Raw genomic sequence first — 23,945 nt, forward strand, 5'->3', positions numbered from 1 at the left:
TGTTGTTTCCGGGTCAGCATGTAAGTTCCAATGCCGGATTCTGCTCGCCGGTTTTATCCGTCTCAGCAATTGCACGAGCATCTGCTCTGGCGTGATAAAAATCTTTGATTCCCTGACGTATGAGAGCAGGCGCAATGCCAAACGCCCAGGCGGCAGCCACCCCCGCAAGTATGTTTTCCACTTCTGTACGTGCGTCTACGTCGTTGCCAAATGCAATTTCCGCCAGCGCGGCGACCGGTGTCTCGTTCGAACCATTGGCAAGGAGAATTTCATTGTCCCGAACGATTACCGCTCGTGTTCCCCGGACGGAACCAAGACCGTTGGTGCCGTGCTCACGGTGCGCGCTGATTACAGGACTCTCAGGGTCCGCACTGAAATAAATGACTTCACCGTTGCACAACCCGGCCATCTCGACCAGTAACAATTCTCTGGCGTTAAGTACCGCTGCGCCGGTCGGCAGCACGACATCAACCTGAGTGCGCAGCACATCAAACACCTGCCTGGGCGTTTGGATATCGTGCCTTCCATAGTGCCGCTCCAGTTCCACATTGGTTACGACGCCAATTTGGCAACCATCATAGGCCAGCCCTTCGCACAGGATGCTATCGCCTCCGTTTTCCAGAACAGCGGCTTCAACCGAACGATTCGTCAGCATGTTGTTGGCCGCTTTCCGTTTGGCATGGTCGCCACTGAAGACTTGCCGACGGTCCAGGTAAAATCCGTCACTACAAGCGAGTCCCGTATGCCTCCCGGAAAGTGCGAGCAGGTGCGCGATAATGTGCGCTACGGTAGTTTTGCCGTGACTGCCGGTAATTCCAACCACTGGAATGCGGCCATCCTCATGGTTCGGGAAGAGATGGTCGACGATTGCCTCGCCCACTGGCCGAGGTGCGCCGACAGCAGGTTTGATGTGCATCAGCAAGCTGGGGCCGGCATTAACCTCCACGATAGCGCCACCCTGTTCAGCAAGGGGGCGTGAAATATCCCGTGCTACGAGATCAATCCCGGCAATATCGAGTCCTATCACCCGGGCTGCAAGGGAGACCGCAGCAGCAGTGCTCGGATGTACTTCGTCAGTAACGTCGAAAGCGTGGTTGCCGTTACGTTGAATCAAAACCTCCAGACCGGCTGGCGGTATCGAATCAACGGTGAAGCCCTGCCGCGCGATTTCCATTCTTGTCACGCCGTCGATGCTGATGAGGTTAAGCGGGTGATCTTCCGTCGACCCGCGCCGCGGGTCGGAATTGATCTGGTTGCGAATCAGCTCGCGGAAAGTGGCCTTCCCATCCCCCGTAACCGATACGGAGTCGCCCCTGTTTGCGGCCACCAGGCGCCCGCCGACGACCAGCAGACGGTGCTCGGTGCCAGGAACGTATCGTTCCACCAGCACACCCGTCCCCTCTTTCAGCGCCACATGATAGGCAGACTCAACCTCTTCGCGCTTGCTTAACTCGATGAAAACACCACGACCATGGTTGCCATCGCACGGCTTGATGACGACGGGAAGACCAATGTCTTGCGCGGCTTCCCAGGCATCTTCCGCGCTGTTAGCAACGCGGCCCTCGGGAACTGGAACTCCGCAAGACCTGAGCAGTTCCTTGGTCAAGTCCTTGTCGCGGGATATGGTCTCTGCAATTGCGGCCGTCCGGTCTGTTTCGGCAGTCCAGATACGCTGACTGCGCACGCCATAGCCGAGTTGCACAAGGTTGCCTTTGGCCAGCAGGCGGATGGAGGGAATACCACGGCTTAAGGCAGCCTCGACGATACAAGCCGTAGACGGACCCAGCCACAACGAGTCCACCATATCGCGCAGGTGCTCAACGGCATTCCTCACGTCAAAAGGATGATCGCCTTGCCGATACCCCATCGCCGACAGCACCAATTCACGCGCCGCAAACAGGGCACTGCGGGCGATATCCTCATGCCACGCGCTCACGGTCACCTTGTAGACGCCGCGCTGCGAGGTCTCGCGAGCCCTGCCGAAACCGCCTGGCATTCCGGCGAGATTCTGCAGTTCAAGCGTGACATGTTCAAGTATATGGCCCGGCCATGTCCCTTCCTCCAGTCGCCGGAGAAAGCCGCCCCGCTCACCGTAGCTGCAACGGTGCTCGATAAGGGAAGGGAGCCACGAAGAAAGCCGGTCGTAAAACCCGGGAATGGTATTGGAGGGGAAATCCTCCAGGTCTCCTATATCAACCACTGCCTCCAGCACTGGCCGAAGTGTCCAGATGTTGGGACCGTTCAGGTGGCGGACTTCGAGAAACTTGATATCTTTATTATCGACATGCTCGGTATTCGTATTCGCACTGGCCAGCATAGAGTTTTACACGGAGTGAATCAACGTTAAACTAACGCGGTGCGCTGGAAACGGTTTACAGCTGTGCACGTTTAATTTTTTAAGGGAAATAGTTCCGCAGCACGGAGTCAGCATAACGGCGAAGAATTAAGCATTTCCCGTGCCATATTTAATATTCCTGTAAAACCAATCGCTTGTTCCATTGGTTCAACAGAACCCGCGTTGGAACATGTCGCTGTTTCTGGACAAAGGTTTGTGAAATTGATGTGAACCCATTGAAGCATAATGAATATTTCTGTCTCCTCGCAACGACAGCGGTTTGCAGGGATTTCGTTCGTCGAGCACTGGTTTGGTTAATACGCAGGCATGGTAACGGGCAAAGGCAGCGCCTGAGCCGGCAAAGGTTTATCCCCTTCTTCTTGTCCAACAGCTGATCCGGCTTTCCGGCGGGTTTATAGAAAACGGTCCAGAATCTTGCGGCTGTGAGAATCTAGGGCGAAACGGTCGCGGATCAGGAACTGAACCCCGTGGCTGTCGGCAATTAGTAGAGACGGCGGGGCCAGGCGGCGGATATCTTCTTCACCTTTAAGGATGAAGGACGTATTGCCCCGATCCGTTTCCACGCTCCATGCGCTGGGAGTGGCGAAACCCGAGACGTCGCGAATGCGCCGGATTTCGGGAATGAATTCGCGGGCGGCCAGTTCCGCTTCCACAATTTCACGTAACGCCTCGGGTAAATCGCTCAGCTGTTCGATCCAGGCCAGTTCCTGGCCATGCTGATCGATGAGGGCGATGGCTCTGTCCGGCGCAGTGATTGGAAATGCGCGTATCGGGACGACCCCTTCCCGAGCGGCGCCATTTGCCTCCGTGAGCACCAGTCGTCCGAAAAGGTTACGGCTCAATTGGTAAGATGCGTTGTCACTCATTGGCGGCTGTCCTGTGCTTGGGATCCATGCTGGGCCCACGCAAATTATCCTCGGTGTCGATGTTGCGTGCCTGCGCCTGATAAAGACGGTAATAGTGCCCTTCCCGTTCCATTAGCGTATCGTGATTGCCGATCTCCACGACGCTGCCGCGGTCCAACACGACCAGCCGATGCGCATGCTGCAGCGTGGAAAGACGATGGGCGATAGCGATTGTCGTACGGCCGCGTACCAGGTTTTCCAGCGCCTTCTGAATTTCCTTCTCAGTGGTCGTATCAACCGATGACGTGGCTTCGTCGAGAATCAGGATGGGGGGGTCGATCAGCAGGGCACGGGCAATGGAGATCCGCTGCCGCTCACCTCCCGAGAGCGCCTGACCTCGCTCGCCGACCAGGGAGTCGTAGCCGTGGGGCAGGCGCAGGATGAACTCATGGGCATGAGCAGCGCGCGCCGCGGCAACGATCTCCTCGCGGCTCGCGTCTGGTTTACCGTAAGCAATATTTTCCGCGATCGTTCCGAAAAACAGGAAAGGCTCCTGAAGCACGAGACCGATATTCTTACGATATTCCGCGACCAGCAGTGCGCGGATGTCTACTCCGTCCAGCAGAATCGCGCCTTCGGTAACGTCGTAAAAGCGGCAGATCAGATTCACGAGCGTGCTTTTTCCAGAACCGCTATGCCCGACAAGGCCGATCATTTCGCCCGGTTCAACGACCAGGCTGATGTTTCGAATCACGCTGCGGGTGCCGTAGCGAAAACCGACGCCGGATAACTCGATACGGCCGGCGACGGCGGACAGATGCCCGGGATGGGCAGGCTCGGGGACGCTGGAAACGTGATCGAGAATCTCAAAGATGCGTTTGGTGCCCGCCGCCGCTTTCTGCGTAAACGAGACAATGCGGCTCATTGAATCCAGCCGCAGATAGAAACGGCTGATATAGGTAAGAAAGGCGGTAAGTACTCCCACCGTGATTTCATCTTTCGAAACCAACCAGATACCAAATATCCATACCACCAGCAACCCGATCTCGGTAAGCAACGTAACCGTGGGCGTAAATAATGACCAGACCTTGTTGACCCGGTCGTTGACTTCCAGATTGCGGTCGTTAGCCGCACGGAAACGCGCTGCCTCGCGCTTCTCCTGCGCAAATGCCTTGACAACGCGTACGCCGGGAATGGTATCGGCCAGCACGCTGGTGACTTCGGCCCAGACCCGGTCAACTTTCTCAAACCCCGTGCGCAATCGGTCGCGGACCATATGAATTAACCAAGCAATGATCGGCAGCGGGGCCAACGTGACCAGCGCAAGCATCGGGTTGATCGACACCAGAATAATCACCGTCATGCCGATCATTAGAACGTCAGTGGCGAAATCAAGCAGGTGAAGCGACAGGAAAACATTGAGACGGTCGGTTTCCGACCCGATACGCGCCATCAGGTCACCGGTGCGTTTTCCACCGAAATATGCGTGCGAGAGTTTGAGGAGATGTTCATAGGTGGCACTACGAAGGTCGGCCCCGATACGTTCCGAGATCCGTGCCAGCATATAAGTCCGGGCCCAGCCGAGCACCCACGCCAGCACTGCGGCGCCAAGCAGCCCGGTAAGGTAAAATGTCACCAGATTTACGTCGATCGGCTTGCCGTTCTGATAGGGAATCAGTACGTTATCCATCAGCGGCATCGTCATGTAGGGCGGCACCAGCGCAGCCGCCGTACTGCCAAGCGTCAGCATAAAACCCGCGAGCAGTTGCCATCTATAAGGTTTCGCGAAACGCCACAAACGGAACAGCGTCCACGTGGAAGGTGGGATGACGCTTTGACCGCGGCAGGTGGCGCATTCCTCTTGACCCGGCGGCAACGGCGTGTCAAGCACCGCGCGGCAACGGGGACACACGGCCTCAGCCTCGGCGTCCGCGTGGGGAAGTTCGCCGGTAAGCTGGAAGTTGAGTTGCTGGGCAAAATGTTCAACAAGACGCCGCGCTGCACTATCTCGTCCCAGTGTGTAGCGCCAGCGCGTAAGCAGCGATTCCTCATCAATAAGCTCAAGCCTGCCCACCCCCGAATGATCGTGGCGCCCCAGCCTCAGTCCTCGCCGGTACGGCCAGTCCTGCCAGTTGGCATCACTTCCGGTTTTGGCTAATAATCGTTTATTGGTAACTATTACCAGCCCGGATGAGAAATCTAACTGTGCATCAAGATCGGTTTCCAGCCAGGCCAGCACCTTCTCTTCCGGGGACAGTCGGGGCTCAACCTGCGCCGCCCACGCCACTGGCAAAACCGAGAAGGAAATGTTGGGGGGGGCGCCCGCCGGCAGAGAAGGATTGAGTTTGGTCATCTTTTGCGCGTAGAGCGAATCAGGGCTGGCGCGATTGGAAATGGCGCGAACGTCGGCCAGACATTCTCACCTCATCGGCGGTGTTATGTTACCTTGCACTCACCTGGCGGTCGTAGTGACTGATGCTGCCGCGCACCCAGCACTGCGCCTGCGGTTACTGCTCCCAATCCTGCCAATGTGGTCATGGACAATGCCTCGCCTAGAAGAGGCACGGCGGCAAGGGCAGAGAGAACCGGCACAAAGGCCATCAGCAAGGCGACTGTCTGGGTTCCCAGACAGCGCACCGCGAAGGTATAGAGCAGCATGGCGACAAACACGACCAGCACACCCTGGTGTAACGCTTGAGTGGCTATTTCGCTGACCGGCGCCTGATCGATGTTGCTGGGCAGGAACAACCACCACAGCGGCAGGTAAAGCAAGGCGCTACCCAGGGTGGTTGACACCGTTGCGGCAAGGGGCGTCACCGCATAACGGCCAAGCAACAGCGTAAATACCGCCCACAATGATGAGCCACAGAGAAAAAGCAGATCGCCCAAAATCAGCGTGCTGGTGAGTTGCGGACCGCGTGAAAACGAATCGGCAGTAGTCAGCATGATACCCGCGAGGACGATAACCAGCGCGACGGCGCGACGCGGCATCGGTTTTTCGCCTAACCACAGCCAGGCAATTATCGCCGTCAGAAAAGGCAATGCGCCGGGCAGCAGCACAGAAGCGTGCGCCGCGGGACCCATGCGGAAAGCGGCATATACGACGCTCGCATAGCCAATGCCCCCATACAACGAAAACAGCGCAATCACCCGGAGGGGTGGCAGCCTGACATACGGCAGACAAAGGGCGGCAATCAGCGCACCCGCGCCAAAACGAAGGGACACGATATCCCAACTGGTGAGTGCCCCCGTGCCACCATGACGGGAAACAAGAATAAAACCCGTCCAGATGCATATGGTAAGGAAAACAGCAACCCAGCCGCTACGGGAATTTATCGGTGCACTTATAATGCGGAGGAACCCGTGGACAGGTTCATTTTGGAGTGGGGGACATATTTGGAAACTTCTACCCGGAGCCGATTCATGGTTTTGCCTTATCTCGCGCTTTCCTAATTTTTTCCAGAGCGGTCCGGATGACATGGCGCGGAGCGCCTATATTCATGCGCATAAAACCGGTGCCCGTATCGCCAAACAGTGTGCCGGGGCTCATGCCCACGCCAGCTTCCTGTACGAAGAAGCGCCGGAGCTGTGCATCATCCATACCCAGGTCGACTTTTAGCGCACGGCAATCCAGCCACAGCAGATAGGTACCCTCGGGTTCGAGAAGCCGGATTTCCGGCACGTCCGCCGCGAGATATCCGGCAACAAAATCACGCGTTTCCCGAAGATAAACCACTAGCGCATCCAACCACGCGCCACCGTCCAGGTAAGCTGCCTCGAAAGCGGCGATGCTGAAGGGATTGGATGCGCTGATGTGCATCATATCGAGTACCCGAGCGAGCGCTATCCGGGAGTCCGCATCAGGCACGATGAGCGCAGAAAGATTCAGACCGGGAATATTGAACGTCTTACTGGGGGCAACAGCTGTGACGATCCGGGCCGAACCTTCTGACAGAGCCGCAAGCATGTGATGCCTGTTGCCGGGATAAACCAGATCCGCGTGAATGTCATCCGAAAAAATGACAAGATCGTGTTTCTCTGCAATTCGCAGGATGTGTTGCAGTTCCGGCTTGCTCCATACCCTGCCGACGGGGTTATGCGGAGAACATAGCAATAACAGGCGGGCCGTCGCCGCACGTTGCTCCAGTTGATCGAAATCGACCTCATAACGGCTGTCTCCGAGACGCAACGGGCTATGTGCAAGTTGTCTGCCGGTACTCGTGACGGCCGAGAAAAAGGGAAAATAGACAGGCGGCTGCACGATGACCTGCTCGCCCGGTTCGGCAAATGCCATGACAGAAGCATGCAACGACGGCACGACGCCAGGACACATCATGATCCAGTCGCGGTGCACCTCCCAGCCATGACGGCGCCATAACCACTCTATCAGGGATTGGTACAGGCTATCCGGAAAAAGCGTGTAACCGTAAACAGGATGGGCGGCGCGATGCGAAAGTGCCCGGGTGACGGCAGGAGGTGCCGCGAAATCCATATCGGCTACCCACAGGGGTATGACGTCCTCCCTGCCAAACATTTTCGTACGCCCGTCATACTTCAGACTGGCGGTACCACCGCGATCGATCTCGCTGTCAAAGTCGTAGCCCGAAACAGGGCCTAGGCTCAAGCGATCCGCTCCCAGATCGTCACTTCGGAGAGTGTATGCTGAAATTTGCGCCGAGTTTCGCGGATCACAAATGGCACCTCCTGCGGCGCTTGAATGAGTCTGAAATTGGCGCCGAGCATTTCTTTCAACCCGTCGAGGGTACCGAAGCTTTCGCCATCCCGCTTGAAGCCGCCAATCCATGCTTCCCGCTTGGTATGTTCCTCCAGCCAGGTATAGGGCGAAGCAATCATTAACAGACCCCCAGGATTGAGACGCATGTGTATATTCCTCAGGAGCTTGGCCGGGTCATAAAGGCGATCAATCAGATTCGCAGCAAGGATGAGGTCGTATCCGCTAAACAGGGGCTTGAGATTACAGGCGTCGCCTTGGTAAAACGCCACCTTATGCTTCACGTCACCCAGCCCAAGCCCCGCAAGCGTCCGCTCCCGGTAAAAAACAAGATCGCCCTCAACCGCGAGGGTATAGCGCAGCGCACCCTGCTGAGCAAGCTGGACACCCTGTCCGATGAAACGTGCGGAGAAATCTATCCCTGTAACATCGTCAAAATGACGGGCCAATTCAAAAGTCGCACGTCCCGACGCGCAGCCGAGATCGAGCGCCCTGTACGCTGGTTTATCTTTGATGGCGGCAATAGCGAGTTCCGCCAGCGCCTTCGGGAAGTTCGGGACGCCAAAGTAACTGTCGCCATAATGGAATTCGGCGTATTCAGACAAAAGCTTGTCGGTTTCGTAGTGAGATCCCTGCTGCACAGCTGGCGCCTCCGCAATCACGTAACGAAATCCCGCGTGCTGAAAAAAATGTCGACGGAATGCATAGCGGGCGCTGTTCAGGGATTCATTGCCACATGACATCCACGAACCGCCTTTGATCATATTATGTCGGCCATCGAAGGTTGGCGTCGTGAAATCGTCATAATGGGGATGAATATCGAAACCTTCAAAGGGATAGATCGGGGTCTCCGTCCATTGCCAGACGTTACCGACCACATCGTAGAACTCTCCATGGGCAAATTCGTTCACGGGGCAACTGGAGGCCCAGTGGTCAAGATGGATGTTGGCGCGAGCGGGCTCCGTATGCGGGACCTCCGACAACCCAGCCATATCATATAGCCGGTACCATTCATCTTCCGTCGGCAATCTGTAGGTTTGGCCGCTGGTTGCCGCTTTCCAGTTGCAGAAGGCTTTGGCTTCGTGGTAATTCACTTCCACCGGCCAATCCCAGGGCATGGGTATTTCCATGGTCATCAAGCGCAGATTCCAGCCCGAGCCGTGCCTGATCCAGAAGGTGGGATGTTCTGCGCGAGTATGACATCGCCACGCGTGGCCCTCCTCTTCCCAGAAATTTTCATCGCTGTAACCGCCTGCCTGAACAAAAGCAAGAAATTCCCCGTTACTCACGAGGTACTTGCCCGCCTGGAAGGCAGCAACTTCCGCTATATGTTTGCCATACTCATTGTCCCATCCGTACGCCGGATCGGTCTTCATTTTACCCAGCCGCACAATACCTTCCGGGATATCGATCAATTGATTTTCGGGCGCCTGTCCGGATTTTTTATACGGTTCCCATGCGGAATGGCGTCGCACGTACTCAAGCGCATGCTGCCGGATCAGGACGGATGACGTCTCCAGATGGATCCGCTCATGTTCGATACCCATCAGGATCGTCCACCACGGACTATCCCAGCCGATGGGTAGGGTAAGTGGTGTATCCGTAATCAGTTTGTCGACGATGCGACGCACCGTACCCCGGTAAGCGCGTACCTCGTCAACGGACGGCCAATCGTAGTGAGTGGTATTCAGATCATCCCAGCTCATTTCATCGACGCCCACCGCAAACATTGATTCCATCCTGGGATTGATACGCTCCGTCATTAGCCCCGCAAGCACCAGTTTGTTGGTGAAAAAAGTCGAGGTGTGACCCAGGTAGAAGATCAACGGATGGCGCAACGAAATCGGTTTTTTGAAATAGGCCTCATCGCCCTGTAATGTTTCGAAGAGTTGCTCGTAGCGATCGAGCGTGGCATGGAAATAATGCCGTATCTCCTCCCGCTTCGCGGCGACATCGCCGCTGGTGAGGATGGGGGTTCTCGGGAAAAGCTGTTCCGGCAGCACCCTCAACGTCGGGTTTGCCGAGTTTGCCGAAGAGGCTGACTCAGGCCGCAGCATAACTTTTCGTGCATCATTCAAATTCATGTTCAACCTCGATGCGAGTTATCTAATAAAGATTAAACGAGAAGTTTAACACCTGAAACGCCACCTCAACATAGTCGAGGTGTACTGCGTTTATTGGACGTGTACTGCGGAATTGACGCGTATGGAACAATGGCTTGGCCATGCCGATTCGAAGAGCTGGCATAGAGCGAACGAATAGAAGTTTGTTAAAGGTGTAAGGATCTACTCAAGCGTTTCAGGACGAGCTGTCTGTCAAAACGCGAACTAGTAAACTAGAAGGTCGTTGGACGAGCATCAAGGGGGAAGCGACTTATCCTGGAATTTGATTGCAATGAGGGAAGTGAGTTCCGCAATTCCGTCCACGCCTTTAGTTCTTATCATTATAACCGGCCCCTCGGCATGCCGGTATGTGGCCTGCGAAATGAACGGTGGGCCGTGCAGCGCCAGATCTTCGACCCAAGTGAACTGCGTTTCATGACTCCTTCGACGCCGTAGAGAGGTTGTTAACGGCTGGGGGATGATATTCTCTGCTGTCATGCAGAATAATTTCGATGTGGACCGCAGCAAAAATGGCATTGGATCGGCCGTAGTCGCCGGATAGGTGCCTCAGTCTAACGATAGACCAGCTGAACGTCAACCTCACCCACTGTTGCAAGCCCGGCAGTGGAGCCACCGGATCACAGTACCCTCCGAGATCTTGTTTGCCGCCCAATGTCATGGTGCCCTTCAGTACATGGGTGTGCGCGCCATGGTGGGAGGCTTTCGCACAGTGGCACGCTCACTGATATTCGTGGGGGGAGGGGATGATGTGCCCTACCTGGAGCCGCATCGTCAATGTGGAAAAACTCCTCTTCATAAGTTGGGGACCGCACATATCTTGCCCGTACTGAGATTATATATTGCGGTCGTGGTACTCATTCAGACGCCAACATTACGTCTTGATCCGGGCTGGCACCCCTCTGCATTCCCTTTAATAATGCAGTCCGTATTTTTGACAACTCTTTCTCAATAGGAACGTTCGATGAAGAAACTCAGAAATATTGATGTATTAGGGTATGAGGCAGAAGAATTTGACAGGTGGCTGGAGGAAAGCACCAACAAGAAACGAGCTCCTAAGGTCCGACGCACCTGGGAAGCGGATGCTCCACCTTCGCTGAAGGCCTCCAGGCATAGCTCAAGCAGATCCAGCTATTCTCGGCAGCGTAGCATGTGATGGCGTGGCGTTGGGGCAGTTCATCGCCTCCCGTTTCAACAAATATTTCTGAAATACTCTACGCAAGGTCGCCGCAGAAATATTTTATGACGTTAGACCTGCTCGCTCAGAAACCCGCTGGAAGCCGGGCTTTTTATTTTTACTTCATTGGGCGCTCGATTGGTAACCGGTGTGGGTCACGCCTGATAGGGCGCCATCCAATGCTGGTCTCGCCTTCTTTGCCGAGAATAGTGAAGAGCGAATCCCGCGACGGAGCCCTTGGCAGCGAAAGGCGGAGCTTGAGAGTAATGCATTGACAGAAGCGTCATTTCATCATGAACACATCCTGGCAGATGGCGTCCAGTTGCATGTCGTGAGGGCTGGAATAGGTCCGCCGGTTATTTTGCTTCACGGCTTTCCTGAAAATTGGCACTCATGGCGACGGCAAATACCGGTCTTGGCGGACGCCGGCTTTTCCGTGCTTGTGCCCGATTTGCGCGGATATAACCTCTCGGGCCGCCCGCAAGATAAAAATGCCTATCGACTGGAACATCTGGTAAGAGACGTGGCCGCCCTGGTGCATGCAACCGGTTATTCAAGGTCGCATATCGTTGGACACGACTGGGGCGGCGTTATCGCGTGGATGTTCGCGGGTCAATATCCGCAACTGGTGGACAAACTCATCATACTCAACGCTCCCCATTTGAAAATTTACTTTCAAAAGGTGCGATACCCCCGACAAATGCTCAGAAGTTGGTATGTCCTGTTCTTTTTATTGCAGCGCTTACCCGAGTTTGTTCTGTCGTCGCGAAACTATCGGGTACTGAGGAAGATGTTCGAGCGGGGCCCAGCGCGGAAACTGGCTTTCAACACGGAAGATATCGAACAATACATCGAGGCTCTCGCCTCGCCGGGCGCCCTCACCGCGGCGCTGAATTACTATCGGGCGAATGTAACCATGGCGACAATGGGTAAGTCTGCAATCCTCATGCCCATCCAGGCTGAAACTCTGGTGATCTGGGGAGAGCTTGATCCCGCGCTCGGAATTGAACTCCTCGATGGGCTCGATGAGGTAGCGCCTCGCGTTTGTATACATCGAATACCGGATTCGAGCCATTGGGTACAAAATGAAGCGCCTGCTGAAGTTAACCGCATGCTTGTCAATTTTCTCCGGGGCCGGAAAGATACCTGAAATCAGCCTCTACATTAAGCTCGTACTGGAATCATCACTCGTGATAACTGTCTAATGTTTCGTACTACGCCTGCGATGGCTGATGCGCGTCGGCGGGCATGCACTTTTGAAATCAAAGGGGACCAAACATGAGACTCTATGTATTGCCACTATGCGCATTTTTGAGCGCCTGTGCCGGACTTCCCGCGGCGGTGAAAAATGTGCCTGTATCGAAACTCTCCTATACGCAGGCCAGTACGGACCCGAACAGTTATAAAGGTACTCTTGTGCGATGGGGTGGAGTAATAATCGATGTTGAGAATGAAGAAAACGAAACTCTGGTACAGGTATTGTCCTATCCGCTGGACTATACCGGCCGCCCTCAATCGACAAAACAAAGCGAGGGGCGTTTTGTTGTAAAAAGCGCCGAATTTCTTGATCCCGCAGTGTATAAAAAGGACCGGGAAATTACCGTTGCCGGAGAATTGGAAGGCGATATTGAACGCCAAATAGGCAAAAAGACAGTCCGGCTGCCGCTGCTGTCCTCCACGGGCATATATATGTGGCCGATTTATCAAGCCAATCCATACGGCTATGGTTACGGAGGCTATGGTGGCTGGGGCCCCTGGGGTATGAGTCCATATTACGGATACGGCTATTACGGTCCATACTGGGGGGGATACGGCCGGCCGTACTGGTAAACAATAACTCAGCCATTAGTTATTTCCAAGGAGCCTCCTGCAAGTCTCACGAGCGCAACGTTAGGTTTTGCGGAGGGCCGAAAGGCAACGACGTGAACGGATGATCCAATGGCCGGCGCCTGTCCAGGAAGTGTTCTAGGAAGCGTGACAAAGCAGACCATCCGCGAAGGCATATCCGTTAGGGTTGCGGCCAAATCGAGCGGCTCACCGCGTCGACTCCTTGCGGTCGTGTCGTAGACCCAGCCTACGACCTCCGTAAGGATGGTGGATGCCTTGTGATCGTCCCAATTTCCCAGCAATGCGCTACGTGAAGGAGTTGTTCAAGGGTTGCTCCCGTACGCCCAGATTCGGACGCAGGCACCGGGCTACGGTCGCAAGCACCGGGCTACGGTCGCAAGCACGCGACAGCGCCACCCCAAACGCGCCCCGAGGCGCACCGTAGACTGCCTCGACCGCTCCTTCACGAGGAGTCCGAGAAGGCAGACCCAGAACGTTAGTCCGAGCTTCAATAACCACGGCTAAGGTGGCTCCTGTGCTGTACGCCTTTTTCCCCATTGGTGTCGCCCGCCAAGAGCATTCGATGCTTCTCAGAATCAGAAGCTCAACCGAAGGCCTTGCTCCCGCTCCTGCGCTGTGTTAATTGTCATTGTTTGCCGGCGAGCGTCTGATTTCTATCGCTGCATTGTGGTCCGAACAGTTGGCTTAAGAGTTTGGTTTTTCCAAATCAGGTATCGGGCGAAAACAAACGAGATTGCATGCGAAAATATGCCCTTCCTGTCGTTGGCGTGCTGGTTGCTGTACCTCTGGCGCTGCTGACTATCCTTTGGTTAGCCATCGAAGATCGACCTCGTACCGACCGTAAGGTGATTCTCACGCCTGAACATGTGGGTCGTGCCAAAGCGATCATCGATACACATCGCCATCGGGCGAGCCCCGGAATGCTTGCGGTAGCTAGAGTCAGACCGGCGGACGCCGATTTAGCGGCGAATTACCTGGCAAGCCGTCTAGGGAATGGCAGTGCCCAAGTAGCTGTTGCAGACCGCAGTGCCATCATCCGCCTCAGCCTGCCGATGACTTCAACAGCCCTGCCTGCCATTAACGGCTATTTGAACCTTGAGGGCACCCTCCTTCAGACAGATGGGCTTCCGGCGCTTCGGTCCGTACGTATCGGGAAACTACCACTTCCCGATGCATTTACTGAATTAATCGCTCTTCGGGTCGAAGATTGGCTACGCCGCGACTCCGAATATTGGGCCGGGTTCGACGCGCTGCGACAAATCAGAATATCGAGGGACGAACTGGTCGTTGTTTACCGTTGGATCGATGCTTTCCCACATGACATGAAAGCGTCGATGGTTGACGAGCATGAACGCGGGCGGCTACTTAGCTATCAGTCTCTGCTGGCGGCAAACAGCACCCGAAACGGAGGGGTTGGATCCCTAGCAACCATCCTGTCGCAATTAGCGCGCGGCACGTCCCCCGCTCAATCGGCGGGAGATGCGATGGCGGATAATCGCGCGATGATTTTAGTCGCGACTTTCCACGTGCTGGGGATTTCCCTCGAAAAACTGCTACCGGAGGCAGCAAGGTGGCCTCATCCCCCGCCTCAAAAGATCACGCTTGACGGACGTGATGATTTTGCAAAGCACTTCATGGTGTCCGCTGCTATCGCCGCCTATGCGGACACGGCGCTTGCAGACGCAATCGGCTTGTATAAGGAAATCGATGACTCGCGTTATGGTAGCGGATTCTCATTCAATGACATTGCCGCTGACCGAGCGGGTACGAAATTCGGTGAAAAGGCGGTGGCTAGCGAAGACTCCGCACGGGACCTGCGAGGCCAGATGGCATCGGAAATTGAAGATAGGGATCTGATGCCGGAGTGGAAGGATCTTCCCGAATACTTGTCAGAGGCGGAATTCAAACGCCGCTTTACCGAAATTGATTCGCCAGCCTACCGTGCAGTGATGCAGAAGATCGAGCACCGAGTCGCAGATTTACGAATATTGCGTTAGGGTTGCTGCCTGGCAATCTTCGGCACGGGTAAAGAGTGTCTTGAAGCGCCCCGTATTTATGCGTGGCGATAACGCGCATGGACTGGAAAGAAGCTAATGAACGCAGCCACACCTCGGCAGGAAAACGAGACCTGCCGAGAGCATGCATCAAGTAAATACTTTCCCATATTGGTCATTTCTTTTTGCTGGTGGTCAATATTGCCTCACAACCTTTTTAGGAATGCTGAAATAGTGGATGAAGTCCACGCATCAATTTCGCGATCATTCACAGGGTCAGGAAGTTTGGAGGGTAGTTTTTCATTATCCCCGTGAATGAGCAGGACCGGCATCTTGCCTTCATAAGCGCAGCGTAGTTCCCATAGCTGACCATCTGCCCGGACAATATTTTTTGTTACCAGGCCAATCACTCCATCACAGTCGGTAACTTTTTCCCGGCACTCCTCCTTCCACGCCGGTTCCCATGACTGCTTGACCGGCATGTCCACGAAGGTTAATCCTGTCTGCTCCTTATTCAATTGCTCAAGAAGTTGGTCGCGCAGCTTTATATCCCTCAGGGCAAAGCTAATAAAGACTTTGTTTGTTGAAGCCATTAAGTTCGTTCCTCCTTGCGTTTTGTATGTTTCGAGCCCCTAAACCGGTACTCAACCTACCTTTCTGATTCCACTAAACAACTGGCCACGGCCTGGATGGACCAGTTCAGGCGCTGAGCTTACGATGAGCCGTAACCTGGATTTCGATACGCATGCGTGGATCGGAAAGACCAGCCGAGATCATCATTGCTGCAGGCCTGGTTTCCCCCAGATATTTACGTAAAATCGGCCAGCACTTAGGAAAATCCTCGGCGACCGGTAAGACGTAGATCACCCGAACAACATCGCGTAAAGTTGCCCCCGCTTCATTTAGGGCAGCCTCGATATTCTTGAAGCATTGCTCCGCCTGCTCCAACAGGTCTTCGGATATCGTCATTCTGCTATAGTCAAATCCGGTCGTGCCGGATACGAAAATCCAATCGCCCTCGACAACGGCCCTTGAATACCCGATCTCATGCTCGAAAGTAGAGCCTGAACTAATCAGCTGACGTGACATATAAACGTCCTGTTTTCGCACGTAAAAAATTCGATCACTACGCTCGAGCCCCGCATCTGCCTAGACAGAACGACCATCGATATAGATGTGTTACGACCACGACGCGCTCACTCCCCGTCATCAATGCCTGCATCAATGTGAAAAACACTGATTCTTGTCGGGTACTGCCGTGCAGGCGTATCGCAGCTCCTGGACACCTCCCGCACGGTTGAATACGTACTCTGCTCTCAGGGCTTTGAATTGTGCATCAGTAAAAGAAATGGAGTCGGGGACGTAGCGGGCTTCGTTCCAAAACCTGACCCGGCAGAAGTCAGGCTGTGACCGGCATAATTTACTGAGTGCAGCGCCATAAACTGCTTTGTCGGCGTCTCGGCTGACGTCAATCAGGACCATATGAATATAATTACCCGAATTTCCCAGCTGAACCGATCGGATGAGGCGCCAGCCATCACCTTGGGGTAGCGGTTGTTGTTGTTGTTGCTGCTGTTGCTGTTGCTGTTGTTGCTGTTGTTGTTGCTGTTGTTGCTGTCGTTGCTGTGGTTGCGATGAAGCGGGAGCTGACCATGGGAGGACGAATGCAAAGGCAAGGCTGATAATACTTTTGTTCACGAATACTCCTTGGCGGAATCTTTTCCGCCCGTCGAAACCAGAATGTCACACAGCATTGATACGTCATTGGAGATAAAAGCGAGCGTGGGCAAAGCCTTAATAGAATAGCCCACAGCAAGACACGGAAGTTCTACGGGGCTGTATCGAAACGCGCAAACTCCCCTCTATCCATACTAAATGTTCTGCTGCCTGTCCCGCCCGGGGCGCGCATGCTATCTCAACGCGATGGAAAACACAACACAGCAGAACCACCCGAAAAATAGGGTTTATTTTATCAACAATAAAACCGGTCAACAAGGAAATCCCATGACGCGTGAGGGATGACTGGCCGCTTGTTATCAGGAGGAGGGTCGCAAACGATATGACATCTTGCGCTCAGCCGAGGTGGGTTATCGCATGCATTTCCTTCGCTTTTATTTATATGACAAACGGCATATACGCAGCGGGCGTCGTGAGGAATGACCTGACGCGTCCGTCTTATGTCGAACCATCCGTCGGCTTTCCTTACATCTCGGGCAATGAAACCTTTTTTACTTTTGAAAATCCTCATATTAAAAGGCGGCACGGATTTTGCTTTTACCTTCTTATAAGGTTATACAACATATATTCAATCGCCGACGCCAAGCAAAAGCAGGCAGTTTTCCTTTCAAAAGCGAAGCACATATGGGTTTGCCCTTCTCTCTCTCTGCCGAACAGGTAGAACGATACGGCAGAATCATCCGCGAATGGATGGCAGTCCGGCGGCATTACGATCTTTTCCTATGGCTACAGGGAGAAATACAGCACTATCTGCCACATGAAATCATGCTCGCGGCATGGGGTGATTTTCATTCGAACCTTATCCGTCATGATATCGTCTCTGCCTTGATAGGCGTGAGGACACAACATTCGGATGTATCCAGTCTGTCCCCGTTGCTTCAGGGACTCTTCAACCGCTGGATCGAGTTGGGTAGAAGACCGTATGAGCTAAGCGTCGGCGAAACCGGCTTTCTACTTGAAGATCGGGCCCTTCAATGTCCCCTCGGAGTGGCATCGCAAGGCATGCAATCCATATTGATCCATGGCATTAGCGATAAACGCGGACAGCACGATTGTCTTTACATAATTTTCGGCTCAGGGAAAAAATTCGCCACTTCCTCATTTAGCGCCTTCAATATTCTCCTTCCGTTTCTCGATAGCGCATTGGGCAAAATAGATCCGCTACCCTTGCACGCCCAGCTCGGCCAATCGTTTTCGAGCCCCGGGAATAACCAGCTGACCCGCCGCGAAACCGAAATAATTAATTGGATCAAGGAGGGCAAGACCACTTCCGAAATAGCCGCTATCCTGGGAATCAGTACATTTACTGTAACAGACCATCTTCGTAGCATCTTCAAAAAATTGGCCTCTTATACTCCCCTCTCGGGAGATGTCAGACACTAAGCAAGCTACTCCCGATAAATAAACACACAACCTGACTGCCGATTAATTCTCCCCTTACCTCAGTATCAGGCAGCAGCGTCACGCAACTTCTGAGCCATGGGCCGGAACTGCAAATGATAGAACATGTTCAGATAACGCACGGTTTCTTCATGTTCGAGGTTACTCACGAATTTCCAGAAACCGTAAATACGCGTTAAAGTCATCATCCGTTCCGCATATAGACGCCACGTGTAGTGCGATTCGACTCGCCTCAGAGCCATAGTGGAGATTTTGTCCCAAAACGCCGGATCAGCTGCTGAACGTTCAAAAAAATCCGCCATTGCGGCAGCGGCCGCCGCGCCATGATTAGGGTCAAAGTGATAACCCGACACGCCGTGCTGGATGATCTCGCGAGGACCACCATAACAAGTGGCGAAAACCGGAAGGCCTGACGCCATTGCCTCGATAATGGTCAGTCCAAATGCCTCAAATCGAGCTGGCTGAACAAAAATTCCGCGCCGGTCTGCAACGCGCCGGTACAATTCGCCCGCAAGATTCTTCTCGAGGCGCGTGCCCAACCAGCGCATACGTCCATCCAGCCCGTATTCGTTCATTATCGAATGCATGTGTTCTATCTCGGCTCGCTCCTCGGCATCCGCGGATAGCGCCGGGTCGATATGACCGCCGATCACGAGTAAATTTGCGGCAGCCGATAACGCCGGGGACTGCCCAAACCAGGCCGCCAATCCCGTCAGGTTTTTGACCGTGTCGAGACGGGCCATTGTAAACATCAAGGGCTTCGAAGGATCCTCAAATTGCCCCCGCCAAGGTACCCCAGGGTCATGCCCATACAGTAGACGCTCAATTTCAGGTAACAGAGTCTTGAGGCGGCGTTCATCGTCCAGATAGGAGAAATACACCTCCGCATCCGCTCCCGGTGAAACAATGTTGAACTTGGGGTCGAAGAGATCGATTCCATTCACGACGCGATATAACCCAGGCATAGTGAAATTACGATAAGTCTCATATTGACCTACCGTGTGCGGAGTGCCAGCAATTTCCTGATAAGTGCTGGTAATAATAAAATCCGCGCTGTTCATCGCGATCAGATCAGCAGTGTACTGGCAATTGAAATGATACTGGGTTTCGTTCTCCTGCCAGTGCAAGGCCGAATGCAAATATTTGCTCTGTTCCAAGGCGTGCGCAATATTGCACTGGGTCACTCCCATCCGCTTGGAAATCAACGAAGCCACGAGGTTTCCGTCCGAATAATTGCCAATCACAAGATCGGGACGCCCGCTTAATTGTGCCAGCGCTTCTCTTTCAACGTCATGGGCAAAATTTTCCAGGTATGGCCATATCTCGAAGCGCGATATCCACTGCCTGATAATTTCGCCGTTGGTTTTGCGAAACGGAACGCGCACAATCCAGGCGTTCTGTGTTCCGTGAATTTTCTCAAGCGGCTGGTTGCACAGCGTGTCGCCTGCATCGGGAATAAGGCGCGTTGCTATCAGGATTTTGGGCCGTACCTCTATGCCCTGCAGTAGCAAACGTTCGCTCATCTCCCGTTCCAGAGCCCTTACCTGATCCAGGATATACACTACCTGGCCGCCAGTATCCGGTAGTCCCAACACATGGTCCTGGCCGAAATAGCCATGGGGGGAAAGGATCAACAATTTTGAGACCATCGGAATACGGGCCAGGAAGTCTTCCAGTATCAACGGAGAGGGCGCCTCGAGGATATCGACCAGAAGGCTCATGGTATCGGTTGCCCGGGCGGCAGTGCCGCCCCAGCCGGGAGCGAAGCCCAATCCACTAAGTGGCTCCGCAATTTGCTGCCACGGCGTCTCGGCAGGGTATTTGCAAAGCAATGCGAGCGCACGACGCAAACCGGTACGCAGCGCCGCAACATCGGGAAAATTACCGCTGAGCATTAGTTGCCGCCCATCCATGCTATGCACTGTCAAAAAATGCAACAGCTTCCCTGTGCCTATTCCGGATTGAGTGAAAAGCGTGCCTGCCAACTGCCTGTTCAGGAAGATCACGCCCTGGCCGATTGATCGCACTTCCGTAAGTCTCGGAAAGCCACGATTGAACGGAGCGAAATCCAGCTCCAACACGGGCTCATGAGCGTTTTCCGGATGCACCAGCAATTCCTTGAAAGCAAGATAGTCGGAAACGCTGACAAGCTCGGGTACAAGCTGTTGCTGGTGAATGCTCATAAAATACCAGCGACCGGCATCTTCTCGTAACGCCATGTAAACCAGTGGCGGCCGACATATCGCTTCTTGCAGGAGCTCTACAATTTCCTCCAACGGGGTCTCAACAAGAGAATGAGGATGATCCGCGCTCAAATCATCGAAAGCCGCGCGCAGATCCGATCGCAGCAACAGTGGTCGTTCCATCTCAAACCATCTCCGCAGGAGAGCGTACAAATCGCTGCGATGGTCTGCCACCCATGTATCAAATTTCTGAATCATTCACAGTCTCCAGTATGGAAATCCCAAATCTGTAATGAGCCATGCCTTCAGCAATGCCATCCGCGTAGCTGGTCTGAGCAAAATAAATCTGCTCATTGCCGCGGAGACTCGCGAGCTCGGGGCTGTGGTTGGAAACCACTACGCCAAGCGTATCCCCTATTAGCATCTCATGGTCATTGCCAGAGTCACCGGCAACAAGAAAGGCTCGCAGGGGCAACCCCCACTTGTAGGCCAGATAACGTATCGCTCGTCCCTTGGAAGCGCGCACCGGCAGAACATCGAGATATGCCGCCCGTGAATAAATCAATTGAGCAGACAGGTTCTGCTCACGCAGAAGGCTCCTGATTTCGGTTATTGGCGGCAGTAGAACCGGGTCAACATTATAGCTGAGCTTGAATTCGCGCTGGTTTTCCGCTGGTTGCAAAGTCAGTCCGGGCACTGCCCGGAGTGCATCCTCGACCGCGCCCCGGCGCCACAGGTGCTTGATAAAATTCTGCCATCCCACATCCGGTCTGAGTTCAGGGCCATAGTTGATCTCGCTGCCCACCGCTGTAATAAATACATCGGGCAGGGGTACGTTCCATTCCTTCAATATTTTCACCGCGCTATTCAAAGTACGGCCAGTCGCCACCCCGAAGCCCAAATTCGGGGGCGTTGCTCGCAAGGTCGAAAGAAAGCGCCGTAAGGCGGCACGATCTCCTAAAAGGGTGTTGTCTATATCACTGATAAGCATCTGTGAGACCAACGGTAGCGGATGGCGTTGCGGTCGCTGGTGGATCGCGATATTGCGGCGGATGCGCTTGCGCTCGTGGTGGAGCAAACGTGACAAAGCGTGCAGATACTTGCGGACGTGCGCATCCCAGGTGTAGTGGTTTTTAACGCCCAAGATACCGTTGCGGGCCCAGCGCTGCCAACGGGATGGCTCGTCCAGTACGTATTCGATCGCAGCCGCGATAGCGCTTATATCGGTGGGGTTGACCAGCAATCCGTTCTTGCAGTGAGCAAGAATATCGCGCGGACCACCGTCTTCGGTAACAACCACCGGCAACCCGCTCGCAGCAGCTTCAATCAAGGTAAGACCAAACGGCTCGGTAAGCGCTGGGTTGACAAACACACCCCGGCGTCGCGCTGCGAGACGATAAAAACCGGGAATGTCAGCGGGCTTGTGCTGCTTGGGCAGGGCCACCTTGCCCCAAAGATCGTAACGATCAATATCAAGCAGGAGATCGGTCATTACTTCAGACTGAGCATCGTCGAGCGCCCTGATATCAGTGCGATTGCCGGCAATAATGGCAAGGTTAGCCTGTTCCCTTAATTTGGACGAATTACCGAAGGCGGCGATTAATGCCCCGAGATTTTTTCGTATTTCCGGCCGGCAGATCGCCAGTATAAGAGGCTGGCGCGGATGCGTCAGGAAACGATCGATGATGGGGGCAACCTCGGGTTCAGGTGGAATCCGGCGGCTGGGGGGAGCGAAACGGGAAATGTCTGTTCCCGGTGGAATGACGATTGCGCGTTCGGGGTGATAATTCGTATACAGGCCGTACTGCTCCGCGCTTTCCTGAGGGGTACTGGTTATTATGAGGCTCGCGTGCTGCAACACGGCTTCTTCAGTGGCGATTCTGCGGCGAAAATTAAATTGACGTTCTAGTGCCTGTGGTTTACGGCCCTGCGCCAGCAGACGTTGATGTTTGCTGCGCCCAAGGGAATGGCCGGTGTGAATCTGCGGGATGCCCAGAAGCTGGGAAAGCTGCATCCCGACATACCCCGCGTCGGCGTAATGGCTATGAATGACATCGGGTAACCGCTTCTGCTCGCGCAGAAAAAGCAAGGCGCGGTCAACAAGCTGGTCGAGGTGGGGCCACATGCTCTCCTTACGCAGATAGCGGCGAGGTCCGCACGGAAGGCGAATAATGCGGGCATGCCTACCTAGCGTCTCTACGGGTCGCGCGTAGTCGGACGACACCGTCGGATCTTCTATCCGCCTGGTCAAGAGATCGACTTTGGTAACCTGGCGTTGACGGGCCAGCGATCGCGCCAATTCCACTACATATAATATCTGGCCCCCGGTATCCGCATCACGCCCCAGCTCCAGGTCGCTCCCCCGGATCAGGCCGTGCAGGCTCAGCATTAAGATATATAATTCGTTCATTTCAGTGAAGACCATTCCTCCGTGAACGGCTTGTAGAAATCGTCGTGATCCGGAATTGCTCCGCGTATCTGGCAAATTGCGCCGGCAAAACGATGCGCTCGCTGCAAGGTTGCGGTAAGGTCCCAGCCGCGTAACTGTCCCAGTATAAAGACGGCGGAAAATGCGTCGCCGGCCCCCACCGTGTCACGGATATTCTCCACTGATTCGGACGCAACCGTTATGGGTTCCGCAGAATCGTCCAGCCACCACGCGCCCGCTGCACCGCATGTGACAAGAACTCCCCTGAGGTGATACTGTCGCACCAGGGTATGTGCCTGCGCTTCAGCAGAAGTCTCCTCCAGGCCAGATAGCTGGGCTATTCGCGCCAGCTCGGCATCATTCGCCTTTACTACGTCCGCGTGCTGCAACGACCAGCGTATGCGATCCGGGCATATCCATGGGTCACGCAGATTAATGTCAAAAAACCGCTGACCTCGGACTGCGCGCAAGGTGTGGCGCAGCGCCCGATGCGAGCTGGCACGCTGGGCCAGCGTCCCGAAATAGATCCATTCGGGGCTCGCAGCAAGCGCGGCAATTCTGGATAATCGCGGATGGATATGGTCATAGGCCTGATCGGGAAGGATATCGAACCGGTGACCAGCGGCGGTAAATTTCACCTCCACCACGCCGGTATGGTACACGGAATCAAGCTGCACCCCATGAGTGGCCAGGCCTGAACCTCTCAAGGTCTGCAACAGTCGCGCACCAGCCGCGTCCTGTCCAACACGTGTAATCAGTACAGGCGTGCAACCGAAAGCATGCAAGTGTCGGGCTACATTCAGCGGTGCGCCGCCCAACACTTCCCTGTCAGGAAACCGGTCTATCAAGATTTCGCCAAACAATAATACAACATGGCGAAGGTCGGGCATTCTTACCTCCTGAAAACCTGCTTTGTAACCCAGGTGGTGACGACGTAATTCCGCACACCATGAAACCGGGCCATTGAGGTGCGAGGCGCCGCTCCTTTCAGAAAGTCCAAACAATAATAGGACAGGAGCTTATTATGGTTTTGTAGGAGCGATTTTTATCGGAATGGCGACAGCAAGTTCCGGTTACGCTTTAAGGATGATACCAGCTAAAAATACTTATCCATATGCCCGGGC

At 54.4% G+C, this 23,945-nt stretch carries 16 protein-coding genes; 4 read left to right on the forward strand and 12 right to left on the reverse strand.

The window, feature by feature from the left end; genetic code table 11:
• Positions 1 to 13 precede the first annotated feature (13 nt).
• The 6 genes from cphA to ovoA form a co-directional block, all read right to left on the reverse strand.
• Positions 14 to 2,317 (reverse strand): cyanophycin synthetase, encoded by a 2,304-nt coding sequence (gene cphA / locus R5L00_RS04190; protein WP_107692115.1) that lies wholly within the window; start codon positions 2,315 to 2,317, stop codon positions 14 to 16.
• Between the two features lie 431 nt (positions 2,318 to 2,748).
• Positions 2,749 to 3,222 carry a DUF1854 domain-containing protein gene (locus tag R5L00_RS04195; RefSeq protein ID WP_107692114.1) on the reverse strand — a complete coding sequence of 158 codons (474 nt, stop codon included), beginning with the start codon at positions 3,220 to 3,222 and terminating at the stop codon, positions 2,749 to 2,751.
• Positions 3,215 to 5,554: an ABC transporter transmembrane domain-containing protein gene (locus R5L00_RS04200; protein WP_317653504.1), complete on the reverse strand. Its 2,340-nt coding sequence runs from the start codon at positions 5,552 to 5,554 to the stop codon at positions 3,215 to 3,217. The genes R5L00_RS04195 and R5L00_RS04200 overlap by 8 nt, the downstream gene beginning before the upstream one ends.
• Before the next feature lie 83 nt (positions 5,555 to 5,637).
• Positions 5,638 to 6,552 (reverse strand): DMT family transporter, encoded by a 915-nt coding sequence (locus R5L00_RS04205; protein ID WP_411555603.1) that lies wholly within the window; start codon positions 6,550 to 6,552, stop codon positions 5,638 to 5,640.
• Between the two features lie 70 nt (positions 6,553 to 6,622).
• Positions 6,623 to 7,825: a MalY/PatB family protein gene (locus R5L00_RS04210; RefSeq protein ID WP_258192466.1), complete on the reverse strand. Its 1,203-nt coding sequence runs from the start codon at positions 7,823 to 7,825 to the stop codon at positions 6,623 to 6,625.
• On the reverse strand, positions 7,822 to 10,017 hold the full coding sequence (gene ovoA, locus R5L00_RS04215) for a 5-histidylcysteine sulfoxide synthase (RefSeq protein ID WP_411555588.1): 2,196 nt from the start codon (positions 10,015 to 10,017) through the stop codon (positions 7,822 to 7,824). Before ovoA ends, R5L00_RS04210 begins: the two co-directional genes overlap by 4 nt.
• 1,484 nt (positions 10,018 to 11,501) lie before the next feature.
• On the opposite strand from ovoA, the gene R5L00_RS04220 reads away from it, so the two are divergent.
• The 3 genes from R5L00_RS04220 to R5L00_RS04230 all read left to right on the forward strand — a co-directional run bounded on the left by R5L00_RS04220 (position 11,502) and on the right by R5L00_RS04230 (position 15,075).
• Positions 11,502 to 12,380, forward strand: a complete 879-nt coding sequence (locus R5L00_RS04220) for an alpha/beta hydrolase (protein WP_317653506.1) — start codon at positions 11,502 to 11,504, stop codon at positions 12,378 to 12,380.
• A 128-nt stretch (positions 12,381 to 12,508) separates the two neighbouring features.
• Positions 12,509 to 13,060, forward strand: a complete 552-nt coding sequence (locus R5L00_RS04225; RefSeq protein WP_317653507.1) for a Slp family lipoprotein — start codon at positions 12,509 to 12,511, stop codon at positions 13,058 to 13,060.
• Positions 13,061 to 13,815: 755 nt separating this feature from the next.
• Positions 13,816 to 15,075, forward strand: coding sequence for a hypothetical protein (locus tag R5L00_RS04230; RefSeq protein ID WP_317653508.1), 1,260 nt, complete (start codon positions 13,816 to 13,818; stop codon positions 15,073 to 15,075).
• 203 nt (positions 15,076 to 15,278) lie between these two features.
• On the opposite strand, the gene R5L00_RS04235 is transcribed toward R5L00_RS04230, so the two are convergent.
• From R5L00_RS04235 to R5L00_RS04245, 3 genes are all read right to left on the reverse strand, one after another.
• A complete protein-coding gene (locus tag R5L00_RS04235; protein ID WP_107692108.1) occupies positions 15,279 to 15,665 on the reverse strand; it encodes a TIR domain-containing protein in 387 nt (128 codons plus the stop codon).
• A 106-nt stretch (positions 15,666 to 15,771) separates the two neighbouring features.
• Entirely contained in the window at positions 15,772 to 16,161 is a 390-nt protein-coding gene (locus R5L00_RS04240; protein ID WP_107692107.1) for a RidA family protein, read from the reverse strand.
• A gap of 132 nt (positions 16,162 to 16,293) precedes the next feature.
• A complete protein-coding gene (locus tag R5L00_RS04245) occupies positions 16,294 to 16,770 on the reverse strand; it encodes a hypothetical protein (protein WP_317653510.1) in 477 nt (158 codons plus the stop codon).
• 663 nt (positions 16,771 to 17,433) lie between these two features.
• Between R5L00_RS04245 and epsA the strand changes: the two genes are divergently transcribed.
• Positions 17,434 to 18,192, forward strand: a complete 759-nt coding sequence (gene epsA, locus R5L00_RS04250; RefSeq protein WP_317653511.1) for an XrtB/PEP-CTERM-associated transcriptional regulator EpsA — start codon at positions 17,434 to 17,436, stop codon at positions 18,190 to 18,192.
• Between the two features lie 65 nt (positions 18,193 to 18,257).
• Here epsA and R5L00_RS04255 read toward each other — a convergent pair whose 3' ends face one another.
• From R5L00_RS04255 to R5L00_RS04265, 3 genes are read right to left on the reverse strand one after another with little or no spacing between them, the layout of a single operon-like run.
• Positions 18,258 to 20,651, reverse strand: a complete 2,394-nt coding sequence (locus R5L00_RS04255) for a sucrose synthase (RefSeq protein ID WP_317653512.1) — start codon at positions 20,649 to 20,651, stop codon at positions 18,258 to 18,260.
• Positions 20,635 to 22,803 (reverse strand): HAD-IIB family hydrolase, encoded by a 2,169-nt coding sequence (locus R5L00_RS04260; protein ID WP_107692763.1) that lies wholly within the window; start codon positions 22,801 to 22,803, stop codon positions 20,635 to 20,637. The genes R5L00_RS04255 and R5L00_RS04260 overlap by 17 nt, the downstream gene beginning before the upstream one ends.
• Positions 22,800 to 23,711 carry a carbohydrate kinase gene (locus tag R5L00_RS04265; RefSeq protein WP_317653513.1) on the reverse strand — a complete coding sequence of 304 codons (912 nt, stop codon included), beginning with the start codon at positions 23,709 to 23,711 and terminating at the stop codon, positions 22,800 to 22,802. The genes R5L00_RS04260 and R5L00_RS04265 overlap by 4 nt, the downstream gene beginning before the upstream one ends.
• Positions 23,712 to 23,945 lie beyond the last annotated feature (234 nt).

The sequence above is a fragment of the Nitrosospira sp. Is2 genome (assembly GCF_033095785.1).
Taxonomy (GTDB): domain Bacteria; phylum Pseudomonadota; class Gammaproteobacteria; order Burkholderiales; family Nitrosomonadaceae; genus Nitrosospira.